The organism is uncultured Kluyvera sp. (genome assembly GCF_902485085.1).
GTDB lineage: Bacteria > Pseudomonadota > Gammaproteobacteria > Enterobacterales > Enterobacteriaceae > Kluyvera > Kluyvera ascorbata.
The window spans coordinates 165559-179181 of record NZ_CABTJS010000004.1; the positions used below are offsets into that span (position 1 = coordinate 165559).

Below are 13623 nucleotides of genomic sequence, written 5' to 3' on the forward strand. Positions count from 1 at the left end.
TATCATACAAATAAATTAAGCCATAGCGCACATGCGTTCCACTCATTCACTCGTGGGTTTACGATTATGACCGCCGAAGTTAACGCTCTCATCCTGCTTGCACAATGTAATGAATCTAAGGGCTTTTACCGCCGAGCTTTACGCCTCTGGCAGGAGATATCGACGCATTTCGATGCGACGAAAGATCAGTGCCGCTTAGCGTGGGAGAAAATAAGCGCGTGTCATCTTCAACTGCAAATCAATACGCCGCGTGAGGTGGTGACTCGTGATAGCCGAAAGCAGGACGTTGAACGCGATAAATTACGCATTCAGCAGCTGCTCTCACAGGGGCATAGTATTAAAGAAGTACAGCATATAACCGGAAGGTCGATTGCCTTTATCTATAAGTACAACCCCAGAAATAAAACCATCCATTAATAGCTTGAAGGCGGAACGCCGAATGCCTGACGAAACGCATAGCTGAATGCGGCGGTGCTGGAATATCCCACCTCCAGCGCAACGGCGGTGACGTTTTTATTTTTCTTCAGATGAATGACCGACTCCAGAAGCCGCATTTTTTGTTTCCATGCGCTGAAGGGCATGCCGGTCTCTTTCTTAAAATGACGGGAAAACGTGCGGGCGGACATGCCAAGATGATGAGCCCAGTCTTCCATCGCATGTTCAAGACTCGGTGACTCCTGAATGGTTCTGCACACCTTGATAAGTGCCGCATCGTGCGGCCAGGGCAGCATTAGTTCAACTTCTGGCAGCTTCAAAATCACATCAAGCAACACGCTCACCAGCTGACCTTCCTTAGCGCCAATGTCATAGCACTCGGGCGTAGTGGTTGTCGCGTAGTGGATGAACTCGCGAACAAAATCGCTGATGGCCACGACCCTACATTCGTCGATCGATTCCGGTAAAAAATCCGGGTCGATATCCAGATTCTCCAGATAGACGTCATCCAGCGCCCATACCGCGTGTTCGGTGTTATGCGGGATCCAGATACCGTAATGCGCGGGGATCCCCCAGCATTCCCCCGCCACATCGATACGCATACTGCCTTTACGTGCAAAATGAAATTGTGCGAAGCTATGGCTGTGCCTGGCGACGTGATTGTTTGCTGGTAGCATGTAAGAGCGAAAGTAGACCGACTGCGGCAGCTCTTTCATTGAGTCATCTTGCGATGAAAACCACTGTTTAGCCTGCTGAAGGGAGAAAGGAAGGGTACCGTCCATCATTATGGCATCTGTTCGATAAATATTGTCCTCACATCATAATACATACCATCGTCTTATCCATAATAATCTTCTGCACATCATATTGACTCGTTTATGGATAAGAAACATGGCCACGGTTTGCTCAGATGTAATTAGCATTGATGAATTGAACGATAATTGGTCGCGGATGGGAAATGACCTGCTCAGTCAGGCCGATATTAAAATCAATGGTGCCCGGCCATGGGATATTCAGGTACACCACGCTGATTTCTTTAAGCGTGTATTTCAGCAGGGTTCGCTGGGGTTAGGCGAGAGCTATATGGAAGGTTGGTGGGACTGCGAGCGTTTGGATATTCTGTTCTGCAAAATCCTGAAAGCAAAACTGGATAAACAGGTTCCCGGTAACCTGAAGGATATTTTACGTGTTGTCAGCGCGCGCCTGTTTAATCTTCAGTCGCGCAGCCGATCATGGATTGTCGGCAAAGAACACTACGATATCGGCAACGATCTTTTTGCGTTGATGCTCGACCCGCACATGCAGTACTCATGCGGTTACTGGCGTCATGCACAAACGCTGGAAGAAGCGCAAAATGCCAAGCTCAAAATGATCTGCGAAAAACTGCAGCTTGAGCCCGGTATGCGCTTGCTGGATATCGGCTGCGGCTGGGGAGGGCTGGCAGCCTATGCGGCGCGGAACTATGGCGTTAGCGTGGACGGCGTGACCATTTCGCGCGAACAGCAAAAACTGGCGCAGCAGCGCTGTGAAGGGCTGGATGTGAATATCCTGCTGCAGGACTACCGTGACCTCAATACCACCTATGACCGGATTGTGTCAGTAGGGATGTTTGAGCATGTCGGGCCAAAAAACTACGAGACCTATTTTAGCGTTGTTGACCGCTGCCTTAAACCTAATGGACTGTTTTTGCTACATACCATCGGGAGTAACCAAACCGGACTCAGCGTAGACCCGTGGATCAACAAATACATTTTCCCGAACGGCTGTCTACCGTCGATTCGCCAGATTGCGAGCGTCAGTGAATCGCGCCTGGTGATGGAAGACTGGCATAACTTTGGTAGTGATTACGACAAAACGTTGATGGCATGGCACGAACGCTTTAACCAGGCGTGGTCTGGTTTGTCGTCCAACTACACGCCGCGTTTCCGTCGGATGTTCAACTACTATCTGTGCGCCTGCGCTGGCGCGTTCCGCGCCCGTGATATTGAGCTCTGGCAGGTGCTGTTCAGCCGTGGCACTGAGGGTGGCATGTACGTCTATCGTTAATTGCTTGTCACGTCGCCTTCGGGCGACGTACTTCTGATTTAATTCCTTTTTATTGGTTCCTATCTTCATATCTTTGCGTTAAATACAATATTTTGTGTTTTATGCGGTCTTCCTATTTTTATCTCTTAATTCTATAATATTGGGTATTAACATTAATAATCATGGATAAGTCGCCTTATGATGGATTTATCGCTTAGTAAACCCGCAGAAATTGTAAAGCTGCTCTGTGGTCGACTTCGCCAGGAAAGGCTTTCACAGCAAATGACCCAGGCCGACCTCGCGGCTCGCGCCGGTGTTGGGGTCAACACGGTCTCTAACCTGGAAGCAGGGCGTAACATCAACTTTGATAGTCTAGTCAGGGTGGCCATGGTGCTGGGGTTCGCCGACGAACTGGAAACGTTATTTAAGCCAAAGATTGAGAGCCTGGACGATATCCTGCGCTATGAAAAAAGCGCCACGCGCCATCGGATAAAGAGGAAGCACGACGATGCCTGACCGAATAGAGATATACTACGAAGGCTGGGGAGAACGCTGGCTATGGGGGCGACTGGTTTCCTCTACTGCACTGACCGGGCGGCCAATGATTGCCTTTGAATACAGCGAAGAGGCGGTGCGAAAAGGGCTGGAGTTAGCCCGCTTGACGTTACCGCTCAATGGCCCACGCCTGCGTCGGGATTTCCCTGCCCACCAGCTTGGTCTGCCGGGCCCGGTTTACGACGCACTGCCCGACGGTTGGGGGATGCTACTGATGGATCGCCTCTTCAAACGCCGGGGACTCAACGCCGCGCGCATTGGGCCGCTGGAGCGTTTGACCTATATCGGTAATGGCGCGATGGGCGCAATGACTTTCCATCCTCTCCAGGCCGATGACTCGTTAGCGACGAAAGATAATGTTCCACTTGCCCAACTGGCACAGGAAGTTCAGGCCGTACTGAGCGGTGAAGGTGGTCAGTTTCTACAAAAGCTGCTGCAAATGGGGGGCTCGCCTCAGGGGGCACGCCCAAAGGTGCTGCTGTATCGTCATCCGCAAACGGGGCTGTTTACGACGATTGCCGCACCCGAACTTGAAAGCTGGCTGGTGAAATTCCCGGCGAAGCAAGAGCACCCGGAAGTGTGCGCCATTGAAGCCGTCTACGGTGAGTGCCTTCGTCAATGCGGTATTTCCGCGCCAGACACCGCCTATTTTGCGTTGCCGGACGGGCAGACCGCTTTTGCCAGTAAGCGCTTTGACCGCCAGGACGGGATGCGCGTGCCAATGCAAAGTCTTGCCGCGTTTACCGGCGCAAACTATCAGATTGCCGGGTCGTTGGATTACGTTAACTTCCTACGCGCCACTCATTTGTGTACGAATGATGTTCGGGAGAAGACCCGCGCCTTTGAGCGGGTGCTGTTTAACGTTATCTTTAATAACCGCGACGATCACCCAAAGAACTTCGCCTATCTGATGGCGGCAAACGGCCAATGGTCGCTGGCTCCCGCTTTTGACGTTACCTACAACGATGGGCCGGGTGGCTATCATCAGATGGACGTGATGGGGGAAGCATTGGATATCGAACGTCAGCATATGATGGCGTTGGGTGAGCAGGAAGCTGAACTCACTCTGGCAGAGATTGACGAAAAAATAGAGGCGTTTAGCACGGTAGGTGACGCGTTTGCGGACACCGCAAGGTCGTTGTATCCAGACCAGATTACTGAAGAGACATTAAGCCAGATTCAACGACAGATTCGAGATAATATCAGTCGATTAAAAAAGCCTCTCTGACTATCAGTACCAACCGATCCCCTCGCTACGTCGGGGAATAGGTGAGGGGAACCTACATCGCCCCCCTCACTTAACTTACTCAAAACATCGCATACAGCAGCGCCGAAACGGTCAATACGCCGCTCGCCATCACCATCACTGAGATAAACCCTCGCATCGCTTTCAGCGCCGGACGCGTGAAAATTAACCAGGTTGGGATCACAAACAGGAAGATCGCAATTAACGGCCCGCAGAGCGTTTCAATCATATTAATCACGTCGGGATTCAGATAAACCACCACTGAGGTGACGATAAACATCAGCACCGAGGTGATTAATTTAACCCGCTGAATATGGCTGGTCCGTTTAATGTTGAAGAGATCGGTCGCCAGCACGTTAAAGGTTTCGGCAACCGGCATTGAAATCCCTAAAAACGATTTCGTCATTCCCAGAATGGCAATAAACGGTGCCAGATAGAGCAGCGCACTCATGCCGCCATTGCCGCCAATAACTGACAACACGTTCAGATTCTGGTCTTTCGCCATCTCAAAGATTTCACGCGGCGTACTCAAAATACAGCTCAGCACGAAGAAAATAATGCTGAAGAAAATTAAGCCATAAGCGCGGCGAATAACCCGCACGGACTGTTCCTCGCCACCGTTACCCGGTTCACGATACCAGGAGGCCAGCGCGGGAATCAGCGGCGCAGAGCACAGAGAGAAGGCGATAAGCGGCAGCGTTAGCCACAGATCTTTCAGCGCACTGCCAGGGGTTGAGGTCTGCGTTTGCTGCCAGGCATGGGTGATGTTTTCTATGTTCCAGGCCGGGATCTGTGAGGCGGCGATAACGATGATAGCAATGGCAAACGGCAGAGCCAGCGCACTCATGGTACTCACGACTTTATCGCGACCTTTGCTCAACACCAGGTGGAGAATAAGCAGAACGATCAACGTGAGCGTGGCGCGGTTAATGCCGACAATGTGCAGGCGGTCGCTCAGAAAGTGGCTCAGCGCATTTACCAATGACACGGCATAGACCAGCGTAACCGGGTAATGCGCTACGCAGAAAAACAGCTTCATGGCCTGACGGCCTTTTGGGCCAAAGAACGAGCCAAACAGCGGCAGCGTATGGTCGTTCCCATCGTCCTTCTGCTGGTCGCGCATAAAGACCCGGCAGATAAGCACGTGTGGTACGAGCGATAGTGGAAATCCCAGCAGGAGTAGCAGAATAAAGATAAGCGGGCCGCGAGTACCGATTTCAACCGGTAGGAAAAGCGTGCCTGCACCCACCGTTGCGCCGTAAACACCCATCATCCAGATGGTATCTTTTTTCGTCCATTGAGGACGAGATATCGCTGTTTCTTTAGTCATAGTACTCATATATACCGAGAATAACGCGGACGTTAATGGAGGAGCTATTGGGGGTAACCTAAGCGGAAAATATAAAAGGATGGAAAAACGATTTCTTATTGTATGAGGCTATTCTGGAAGCTTCTATTCGATACTACTGGTTGCGCGATAAGCCCCGCAAGTATTTTTTGGTATTTACTGGAAAATTCAAGAGGTTTAATAACACCTTTTACATCGCTATAACTTCTTGTCATTTATAGTAAAGGAATCGACGACAGTTCGCCGATTCCATTCTCTATTTAATTACCCCAGCGGCTTTTTAAATAATCCACAGCCTGCTGCGTTTGCGGCTGTTCGAGGTAACCCTCACGGAACAATATTGTGCCATTGATATTGGTGGCGGACTCATTCATATCAATTTGCTTTTTCAGCTCTGGCACGCCGCCCTGGACCGTCCAGTCTGGTTCATTTTTCGACGGTTCACCCACTTTATACAGCGCTATACCGATGTACAGGCGGGTATTGGTTGGTTTGACGACGTCCGCCCACCATTTCGCCAGAACATCATAACGCGCGGCATCACGAGCAAACGGCCAATAGAGCTGCGGCGCAATATAGTCGAGTAAACCCTGTTGCACCCACTGGCGCGTATCGGCATAGGATTCATCATAAGCAGCAGCGCCACGGGTGTCGGAACCAGCGGGGTCGTGCGAACGATTTCGCCATACTCCGGCCGGGCTCACGCCAAATTCAACGTTCGGGTTGAGCTGCTTAATGGTGTGCGAAACCTGCGAAATCAGCTGCTGGGTGTTGTGGCGTCGCCAGTCGGCTTTTGAGGCAAAACCCTGACCGTACTGGCGATAGGTCGCGTTATCGTTCAGCGCTGAAGCCGGGGTTTCGGTGTAGAAATAGTCGTCAAACTGCACGCCATCAACCGGGTAACGAGATACAACTTCCGCCACGATACTGGTTATCCAGTCACGAACTTCCGGAATACCTGGGTCTAGCACGAAGCGGTCTCCCGCGGTGCGGATCCAATCGCGATGCAGGACGTAAACGCTCGGCGGTGTCATCGACAGCGTATTGTTCAGCGCGGTAACCGTTGAAGGCTTGATATTGGTGGAGACGCGGTACGGGTTGAACCAGGCATGAACCTTCATGCCGCGCTTGTGCGCTTCATCCAGCATGAACTGTAGCGGGTCGTAGCCAGGATACTGACCAATGGTGCCCGTGAGCGTTTCAGACCATGGCAAAATATTAGACTGCCACAGTGCCGTGCCATCCGGTTTTACCTGGAAGAAAACGGTATTAATGCCGAGGCTTTTCAACTTATCAAGCTTGTCGCGCATCGCGGCCTGCTGCTGGATAACGCGCTGCATACTGCTGCTGGCGTTAATTGAGCTAATCGGTGGCCAGTCGAGACGAGACACCGTTGCGAGCCAGACGCCGCGCATTGGCTCATTATTCTGCTGGGTTTTGCCGGTATTCACGCCAGAAGGCGTTTTAACGGGGGTTTTTGAGTCGCAGCTGACCAGAAATAGTGCGGCGGCAATCAGCGCGGCGGCTTTTTTCGTTTTTGACATTCGGGAGAAACTAAAAGAACTGAGAGTCATAGGTGCCGTTATTCGGGTTATCGCGAGTGGCAAATATTTTCGTACTATTCACGGTGAAGTCAATCAATTAGCTACAGTGATATCACACAAAATGATAAGCATCATTCCGATATGTCATTTGCCTTATTTCTGCCAGTTTTTTATTGTTGATGCTTATTCATCCTGACAACAGCAAGGGAAGCCCTATGCCTGAATATACACAACCTGTTGATACGCATCTTGCCTGGACATGGCAGGGCAGCGCCGAACCTGAAGCGCTTGAATTAACGCGTATCGCCGTCCCGCAGCTCGCGGCGGGCGATGTTCTGGTTCGCAACGCGGTTATCGGACTTAATCCGGTTGACTGGAAGGTATTCAGTCCGGGGTTGGTTGACTGGGAAAAGGGTCATGTCCCCGGCGTTGACGGCGCGGGAACGGTGGTCGCGCTGGGCGAGGGTGTCGATCAAAGCTGGCTGGGCCTGCGTGTGGCGTATCACCAAAGCCTATTGAAGCCTGGTAGTTATGCGGAACATACCCCCGTTGCCGCTCGTGCCCTGATGCGCTTGCCTGATTCATTGAGTTTTGAAACGGCGGCAAGCCTTCCTTGTCCGGCGCTAACGGCGTTGCTGGCTATTGAAAAGCTGCCGATAATTAACGGAGCGCCGCTGTTGATTAGCGGTGCCGGAGGTGGCGTCGGTCACTATCTTGTGCAGTTTGCAGCAGCGAGAGGATTTGCGGTTACCGCGATGTGCAATCCCCGTCACTGGCAGCGCCTGCAGACTTTGGGCGCGCAAACCTGCATCGCCGGGCCATTGCCTTCCGGTACCACGTGGCCAGAGGAAAAAGCGGCAACGTTCTTTGCAGTGATTGATAGCGTTAACGAGGATCATGCAGCTCGTCTGACTCCCGCGCTGAAGGCAAATGGTCACATCATCGCGATTCAGGGGCGGTTGACGGAGTGGCCATGCGCGCCGTTTGGTCGCACGTTGTCGATGCATGAAGTGGCGCTCGGCGCACTCCACTGGTTCGGAGATGATGATGCCTGGCATCAGCTAACGGCGGCCGGAGAAAAAATTATGTTGGATCTGGCGACGAAGCGTTTAGTGGCAGAGGAGATGGTGGTCTCTGATTTTGACAAACTGCCCGCGCTGTTAAATCAACTTCGTCACCGTCAGTTCAGTGGAAAACCACTGATTCTCGTTAACCCTTAGTTCGCCACGTTCCCCACGGATTAAACGCCGGTTCTTCCGGCGTTATTTCCACGTCACCGGTCAATGAGTCCAGATAAAGCGCTTCCACTTCGGCACGGGCCCACGGGGTACGTCGCAAAAATTTAAGGCTGGATTTAACGCTCGGGTCATTCTTAAAGCAGTTGATGTTAATCAGCTTGCTCAGTTGCTCCCACCCATAACGTGCTACCAGCGCATTGACCTGCATTTCCAGGGTTACGCCGTGCAAAGGATCTTTAGAAATATGTTCTGTCATGGGAGGCCCGTTAAAATTGAGGTCAAAATGATGTGCGAGAGAAGGTTACAAGAAAGCTGAGCATCCGGCAATGGCGCAGGTACGCATGTTAAACTTGCGCTCAATTTTAAGGCGGTTGTACGTGGATTCTGACGTACGGATGGCACTGGTAAAATATCAGAATTCACACAGCGCGCGAAAAAACGTCAATTCTTTTATATTTCATATAATTACATTATTGCTGCTGGTTATTTAAGTGACGTTGTCACATTTTTTGTTGTTTCTGAAAGATGATAAGAATGGCAATGCTACAAGTATCTGGGGGTTACGAATACCTACGTCCAGGTTCTATGATGTCGTGTATAACACAATAGAGAACAGGAAAATAAGACATGTTGAAATATGCGTCATTGCTGGTAGCGTTACTACTGGTTGGCTGTGCCAATACCCCGAACCTGCCGCCGACTGAAACGATCGTGGCGATTAAACCGATTGATTCCGGCATTATTGCCAGCTCGGAAAAACACAGTTATCGCTTCTTCCGTGAAGGTATGCCGCAGGAATATCAACGCTATAACACGTTTTATCAGCGCTTCCATCAGCAGGCATCCGGCGTGAGGGTGAATTTTGCGGTTAAGGATCATGAGGTCACGGCTGAATACATGGTGGTGATTGATAAGCGTAATGTGGATGCCAACCAGCAAACTATTCTGCGTAATGAGTATAAGGCAACAACTCTTGATAACGACCACCTTGGCGTGATGTTTAAAGCCAACGGGTTCTGGTCCTCTTCTTACGCAGAAGAGTTGGCGGCACCTTACCGGCTAGAGCAGCCAATTGTGGTGTCTATCAACGATAAAACCCAGTCGCTAACCACTGCGGGGAGTATTGCACTAATTCCATTACTCCCATTATTCCCGCTGTTTATGATGTACGGCTGCGCTACCGGGCCATGCGTATAAGGTCAGCGTGTGTAGGCAGAATAGGTATATTGAGGGATAGTTGGTAGTCACCCATTACTATCCCCCGATATTAACGCTATTCCTTAACTGCCGCCGGAAATGACCCGGCAAGCCATTCCAGAAAAACTCGAAGCCGGGGAGGCACATGGCGATTTTGCGCGTAGACCACGTGAAAAGGATAGGGAGCAGGACGCCATTTACCGAGTATTTCTACCAGCGCACCGGCAGCCAGCGCTTTTTTTAGCGAATAGGTAAAGGTCTGCACAATTCCCAATCCAGCTTCTACAGCGGCAATATGCGCATTGCTCTCATTAATGCCGAGATGATGTTCCGCTTTTATCTCCATTTTTTCCCCGTTGTGTTCAAAGCGGAATGGAAATGCTCTTCCGCTAGCGGGGGACAAATAGCTGATAAGACGGTGCCCATTTCTGAGCTCATCAGGGTAGGCGGGGACGCCGTATCGTTTCAGGTAGCCAGGCGTGGCGCAGGTAATGATCGTCGCTTCACCGATTTTTCGTGCGATAAGCGAGGAGTCCTCCATCGGGCCGCCTCGGATAGCACAGTCAATATTGCCGCTAATAAGATCCGAAGGTTTATCCGCGACCTGGAGATCGATACGAATATCCGGGTAAATGGTCATGAAATCTGCCAGCAACGGCACCAGAACGTCACGTGCGGTTGAGCCGCCAATCGCTATCCGTAGGTGACCTTTGGGCTTAGTGCTGGAGGTTTTAAACGACGCATCAATCTCATCCAACTCCGTCAGAATACGCAGCGCTTTATCATAATATTCCAGCCCCTCCGGCGTGACGGTAATGCGTCGCGTGGTGCGCTGTAGCAGGCGTGTCCCCAGATGCGCCTCAAGCTGTTGAATCGTTTTGCTGATGGTGGCATTGGGCATGTCCAGTGAGTCTGCGGCGCGGGTAAAACTGTTCGTTTCGACAACGCGCGTAAAGACTTTAAGGGCTGAAAATCGATCCATTATTCACATTTTCCCGACGATAAAGCGTCATTATTCACACCGGTGAAGAGTGTTTTTCATTTTGCTGTATTTTTCTGCATAGGTTAACAACGCTAAAGTACCAACCGTACTGAGACGACTGATTATCTCTGTAAGTCGGTGACTCAATTAGCATATTCATACTTTAGTTAAGGAAATGCATCATGAATAAGAAACTTTCGGAAAAAATTGCGTTAGTAACCGGTGGTACTTCAGGTATTGGCCTTGCAACAGCACAAGTGTTGGTTGAACAGGGGGGGAAGGTGTACATCACCGGACGCCGCCAGGAAGAGCTTGATGCTGCCGTGGCGTTAATCGGCCCTGCGGCGAAAGGGATTCGCGCGGATGCTTCCGTGTTAAGTGACCTCGATACCGTATTTTCGACGATTGCGAGTGACGTGGGTCGTCTCGACGTGCTGTTTGCCAACGCCGGCGGTGGTGACATGATGCCACTTGGGGCTATCACGGAGGAGCATTTCGACCGAATTTTCGGCACCAACGTACGCGGTGTTCTGTTTACGGTTCAGAAGGCGCTACCTTTGTTAACCCCAGGCGCCTCAGTGATCCTGACCGGCTCCACGGCCGCAGTGAAAGGCACGGCGAACTTCAGCGTTTATAGCGCCAGCAAAGCCGCGCTACGCAGTCTGGTTCGCTCATGGGCGCTTGATCTGAAAGATAGAGATATCCGCATTAACGTCGTGAGCCCAGGCCCAATCCGTACGCCAGGTCTTGGCGGGTTGGTAGATGAAGAACACCGGCAGGGACTGTTTGATGCACTCGCCGCTGGCGTGCCGTTGGGCCGTTTGGGTGAACCAGAGGAAGTGGGTAAAACAGTCGCGTTCCTCGCATCCGATGATTCGCGCTTTATTAATGCAGCTGAAATCTATGTTGACGGTGGTCTGGCGCAAATTTAGCGTTCAGACGCGTTAGAACTGAGGGCCCGAGGTATTTGTCGGGCCTTCGGCATTATTCGTGTTAAAGATAGATAGCGGGGTAGCGGTCAATGCTTATAACTCAGCACCCTCAAACTCAATTTAACATAATATACATTATGCGCACTAACATAGAATCAGGCCAAATCCAACGTTTTGCGGCTGTGATTGTGCACCTCAATAATCCGTCCGTTTTATCGCCATTATCACAATCACGCCGTTTTTTACCACCACAGCTCTTGCACGACCGAACCGCCACTATCACTAAACGTCACCGTTGCCATTGCACCATTCACCAACGTCATTTGCGGCGGTATGTGTCCGATGTCTACGTCGTATAAAACCGGTATGTTGATATCCCCCAATGCGGATTGCAGCGCGTCGAGATAATTCTGTTGATTGTCACTGTCAGCGTTCGGCCCAGCACTTCGGCCAATCATGATGCCATTGATGCCGCTGAACCAGCCCTGTAAACGTAAACTGTATAATGCCCGCGTTAATTCACACGGGCCCATTTCTACATTCTCAAAATAAAGAATGACGCCATCGCCAGTGCTCTGCTGTTTAAACGGTTCAATGCTGCCGAATTGGGTTCCGGCTATCCTGCCGATGATGTCCAGACATCCGCCAATTAATCGTCCAGTAAACGTGAGCCGCTCGCTTTTGCCATCAAGGCGTTTCCACACTGTTTTTTGAGTCAGATTGAAACCGGTGTCAGTTTCTGCTCCCCACTGGTTCTCTTCAACCTGATACTGTGCTGACGAATATTGAGTTACCGTGCTACCACGTTCGCTCTCCAGCACCGTCCAGATGCGACCTGTGGTTTCATCCAGTACTCTGGCGCCGAGTTCCATAAGGTTTGGGCCATGGGCGGTTGCCCAGCCGCTTAAGATGGTCAGCGGGAAATGCAGCGTAGTCAGGTCTGAAAAACCTGAAAACCACTTTGGCTCAACCGCTTTTAATTTCTCGAAATCAATGAGCTCCAATAGCTCGATGGCCAGATCGCCACCCCAGGGAGGCATTACGGCTTTAACCTCCGGGTCGCACAGAAACTGCATTAGCTCACTTGCCCGCAGCGCTTTATCCGCACTCTTATTCTTATGTTGCGAGCGCAAACACTGGCCTTCAACAACCCTAAACCCTTTGGATTTTAAGGCATTAATGGCAAGATCAAGTCGAGCATGGCGATGCGCAGGAACGCCTGACGATGGCGCGGTTATCGCAATTAAATCGCCAGAAACTAATCTGGACGGGAAGCGTATTTTCATGGAATATTCCTTATTAACATTGAAATAACATATCCCATCAACCACTTGCCTAACAACGCCTAAGGATAATTGATATGTCCGACTGGAACCCAACGCTGTACATGCAGTTCGGGGCAGAACGCTCACGACCAGCCGCTGAACTATTGGCGCGTATTCCGCTCAACGATGTTGTTTCAGCTCTCGATCTTGGCTGCGGGCCCGGCAACAGCACGGCATTACTTTATCAACGCTGGCCAAATGCCGCCATTACCGGCATCGACAATTCCCCCGCAATGCTTAGTGAAGCCCGAAATGCATTACCCGAATGCCATTTTATTGAAGCGGATATACGATCTCTTCAGCCAGAAATACCGCCAGATCTGATTTATGCCAATGCCTCGCTGCAGTGGCTTTCGGATCACGACGAACTGTTCCCCAGACTTATCAGTCTACTGAAACATAATGGTTTTCTGGCAGTTCAGATGCCGTATAACTGGGAAGAACCCTCGCACGTTTTGATGCGTGAAGTGGCAAAAGAACAAGGCTACCCTAATCGCGGTCGCGATCCGCTGCCGAGCGTTCATCGCTACTATGATATTTTGAGTCAGGCGGGAAGCGAGGTTGATATCTGGCGTACAACCTATTATCACAAAATGAATTCGCACCAGGCGATTATCGATTGGGTCAGCGCCACCGGTCTGCGGCCGTGGCTTCAGGATCTGGATGAATCGCAGAAGCAGCAATTTTTAGCTCGTTATCACCAACGGCTGCAGGAAAACTATCCGGTACAGCAAGATGGCCAGATATTGCTGGCGTTCCCTCGCCTCTTTATGGTGGCGCAACGTAAATTATAACG

General features: G+C 50.9%; 14 protein-coding genes. 8 read left to right on the forward strand and 6 right to left on the reverse strand.

Annotated elements, in window-relative coordinates:
- Positions 1-66: 66 nt before the first annotated feature.
- Entirely contained in the window at positions 67-417 is a 351-nt protein-coding gene (locus RDN66_RS01160) for a hypothetical protein (protein ID WP_035895111.1), read from the forward strand.
- Here RDN66_RS01160 and RDN66_RS01165 read toward each other — a convergent pair.
- The gene (locus RDN66_RS01165; RefSeq protein WP_308537464.1) at positions 414-1220 is read right to left on the reverse strand and encodes a helix-turn-helix transcriptional regulator; all 807 of its coding nucleotides are present in this window, start codon (positions 1218-1220) and stop codon (positions 414-416) included. The genes RDN66_RS01160 and RDN66_RS01165 overlap by 4 nt on opposite strands.
- 106 nt (positions 1221-1326) lie before the next feature.
- Here RDN66_RS01165 and cfa point away from each other — a divergent pair, with 106 nt between their 5' ends.
- From cfa to RDN66_RS01180, 3 genes are all read left to right on the forward strand, one after another.
- Complete coding sequence (gene cfa, locus RDN66_RS01170; protein WP_035895112.1) at positions 1327-2481, forward strand: cyclopropane fatty acyl phospholipid synthase; 1155 nt, start codon at positions 1327-1329, stop codon at positions 2479-2481.
- 180 nt (positions 2482-2661) lie between these two features.
- On the forward strand, positions 2662-2976 hold the full coding sequence (locus RDN66_RS01175; protein WP_035895126.1) for a helix-turn-helix domain-containing protein: 315 nt from the start codon (positions 2662-2664) through the stop codon (positions 2974-2976).
- Positions 2969-4243, forward strand: a complete 1275-nt coding sequence (locus RDN66_RS01180) for a type II toxin-antitoxin system HipA family toxin (RefSeq protein WP_123650374.1) — start codon at positions 2969-2971, stop codon at positions 4241-4243. Before RDN66_RS01175 ends, RDN66_RS01180 begins: the two co-directional genes overlap by 8 nt.
- A gap of 79 nt (positions 4244-4322) precedes the next feature.
- Here the strand turns inward: RDN66_RS01180 and RDN66_RS01185 are convergent, their stop codons facing one another.
- Positions 4323-5591 (reverse strand): amino acid permease, encoded by a 1269-nt coding sequence (locus RDN66_RS01185; RefSeq protein WP_202218050.1) that lies wholly within the window; start codon positions 5589-5591, stop codon positions 4323-4325.
- 278 nt (positions 5592-5869) lie between these two features.
- The gene (locus tag RDN66_RS01190) at positions 5870-7153 is read right to left on the reverse strand and encodes a glycoside hydrolase family 10 protein (RefSeq protein ID WP_202218049.1); all 1284 of its coding nucleotides are present in this window, start codon (positions 7151-7153) and stop codon (positions 5870-5872) included.
- A gap of 215 nt (positions 7154-7368) precedes the next feature.
- Between RDN66_RS01190 and RDN66_RS01195 the strand changes: the two genes are divergently transcribed.
- The gene (locus tag RDN66_RS01195; RefSeq protein WP_308537465.1) at positions 7369-8373 is read left to right on the forward strand and encodes a zinc-binding dehydrogenase; all 1005 of its coding nucleotides are present in this window, start codon (positions 7369-7371) and stop codon (positions 8371-8373) included.
- Here the strand turns inward: RDN66_RS01195 and RDN66_RS01200 are convergent.
- Positions 8363-8647 carry a VF530 family protein gene (locus RDN66_RS01200; RefSeq protein WP_270502409.1) on the reverse strand — a complete coding sequence of 95 codons (285 nt, stop codon included), beginning with the start codon at positions 8645-8647 and terminating at the stop codon, positions 8363-8365. The two genes, RDN66_RS01195 and RDN66_RS01200, sit on opposite strands and share 11 nt — an antisense overlap.
- Before the next feature lie 371 nt (positions 8648-9018).
- Here RDN66_RS01200 and RDN66_RS01205 point away from each other — a divergent pair, with 371 nt between their 5' ends.
- The gene (locus RDN66_RS01205; RefSeq protein ID WP_035895118.1) at positions 9019-9588 is read left to right on the forward strand and encodes a hypothetical protein; all 570 of its coding nucleotides are present in this window, start codon (positions 9019-9021) and stop codon (positions 9586-9588) included.
- Between the two features lie 76 nt (positions 9589-9664).
- Here the strand turns inward: RDN66_RS01205 and RDN66_RS01210 are convergent, their stop codons facing one another.
- The gene (locus tag RDN66_RS01210) at positions 9665-10570 is read right to left on the reverse strand and encodes a LysR family transcriptional regulator (protein WP_123650370.1); all 906 of its coding nucleotides are present in this window, start codon (positions 10568-10570) and stop codon (positions 9665-9667) included.
- A 182-nt stretch (positions 10571-10752) separates the two neighbouring features.
- Here RDN66_RS01210 and RDN66_RS01215 point away from each other — a divergent pair, with 182 nt between their 5' ends.
- The gene (locus tag RDN66_RS01215) at positions 10753-11502 is read left to right on the forward strand and encodes an SDR family oxidoreductase (protein WP_308537466.1); all 750 of its coding nucleotides are present in this window, start codon (positions 10753-10755) and stop codon (positions 11500-11502) included.
- 242 nt (positions 11503-11744) lie between these two features.
- On the opposite strand, the gene RDN66_RS01220 is transcribed toward RDN66_RS01215, so the two are convergent.
- Positions 11745-12788 carry a S66 peptidase family protein gene (locus RDN66_RS01220; RefSeq protein ID WP_202218047.1) on the reverse strand — a complete coding sequence of 348 codons (1044 nt, stop codon included), beginning with the start codon at positions 12786-12788 and terminating at the stop codon, positions 11745-11747.
- Positions 12789-12862: 74 nt separating this feature from the next.
- On the opposite strand from RDN66_RS01220, the gene tam reads away from it, so the two are divergent.
- Positions 12863-13621 (forward strand): trans-aconitate 2-methyltransferase, encoded by a 759-nt coding sequence (tam, locus tag RDN66_RS01225; RefSeq protein WP_202218046.1) that lies wholly within the window; start codon positions 12863-12865, stop codon positions 13619-13621.
- The last annotated feature ends 2 nt before the right edge of the window (positions 13622-13623 follow it).

Coding starts and splice junctions, on each gene's coding strand:
- RDN66_RS01165 (WP_308537464.1), bottom strand. CDS start 1,220: ATGATGGACGGTACCCTTCCTTTCTCCCTTCAGCAGGCTAAACAGTGG.
- RDN66_RS01185 (WP_202218050.1), bottom strand. CDS start 5,591: ATGACTAAAGAAACAGCGATATCTCGTCCTCAATGGACGAAAAAAGAT.
- RDN66_RS01160 (WP_035895111.1), top strand. CDS start 67: ATGACCGCCGAAGTTAACGCTCTCATCCTGCTTGCACAATGTAATGAA.
- tam (WP_202218046.1), top strand. CDS start 12,863: ATGTCCGACTGGAACCCAACGCTGTACATGCAGTTCGGGGCAGAACGC.
- RDN66_RS01210 (WP_123650370.1), bottom strand. CDS start 10,570: ATGGATCGATTTTCAGCCCTTAAAGTCTTTACGCGCGTTGTCGAAACG.
- RDN66_RS01175 (WP_035895126.1), top strand. CDS start 2,662: ATGGATTTATCGCTTAGTAAACCCGCAGAAATTGTAAAGCTGCTCTGT.
- cfa (WP_035895112.1), top strand. CDS start 1,327: ATGGCCACGGTTTGCTCAGATGTAATTAGCATTGATGAATTGAACGAT.
- RDN66_RS01190 (WP_202218049.1), bottom strand. CDS start 7,153: ATGTCAAAAACGAAAAAAGCCGCCGCGCTGATTGCCGCCGCACTATTT.
- RDN66_RS01200 (WP_270502409.1), bottom strand. CDS start 8,647: ATGACAGAACATATTTCTAAAGATCCTTTGCACGGCGTAACCCTGGAA.
- RDN66_RS01215 (WP_308537466.1), top strand. CDS start 10,753: ATGAATAAGAAACTTTCGGAAAAAATTGCGTTAGTAACCGGTGGTACT.
- RDN66_RS01205 (WP_035895118.1), top strand. CDS start 9,019: ATGTTGAAATATGCGTCATTGCTGGTAGCGTTACTACTGGTTGGCTGT.
- RDN66_RS01220 (WP_202218047.1), bottom strand. CDS start 12,788: ATGAAAATACGCTTCCCGTCCAGATTAGTTTCTGGCGATTTAATTGCG.
- RDN66_RS01180 (WP_123650374.1), top strand. CDS start 2,969: ATGCCTGACCGAATAGAGATATACTACGAAGGCTGGGGAGAACGCTGG.
- RDN66_RS01195 (WP_308537465.1), top strand. CDS start 7,369: ATGCCTGAATATACACAACCTGTTGATACGCATCTTGCCTGGACATGG.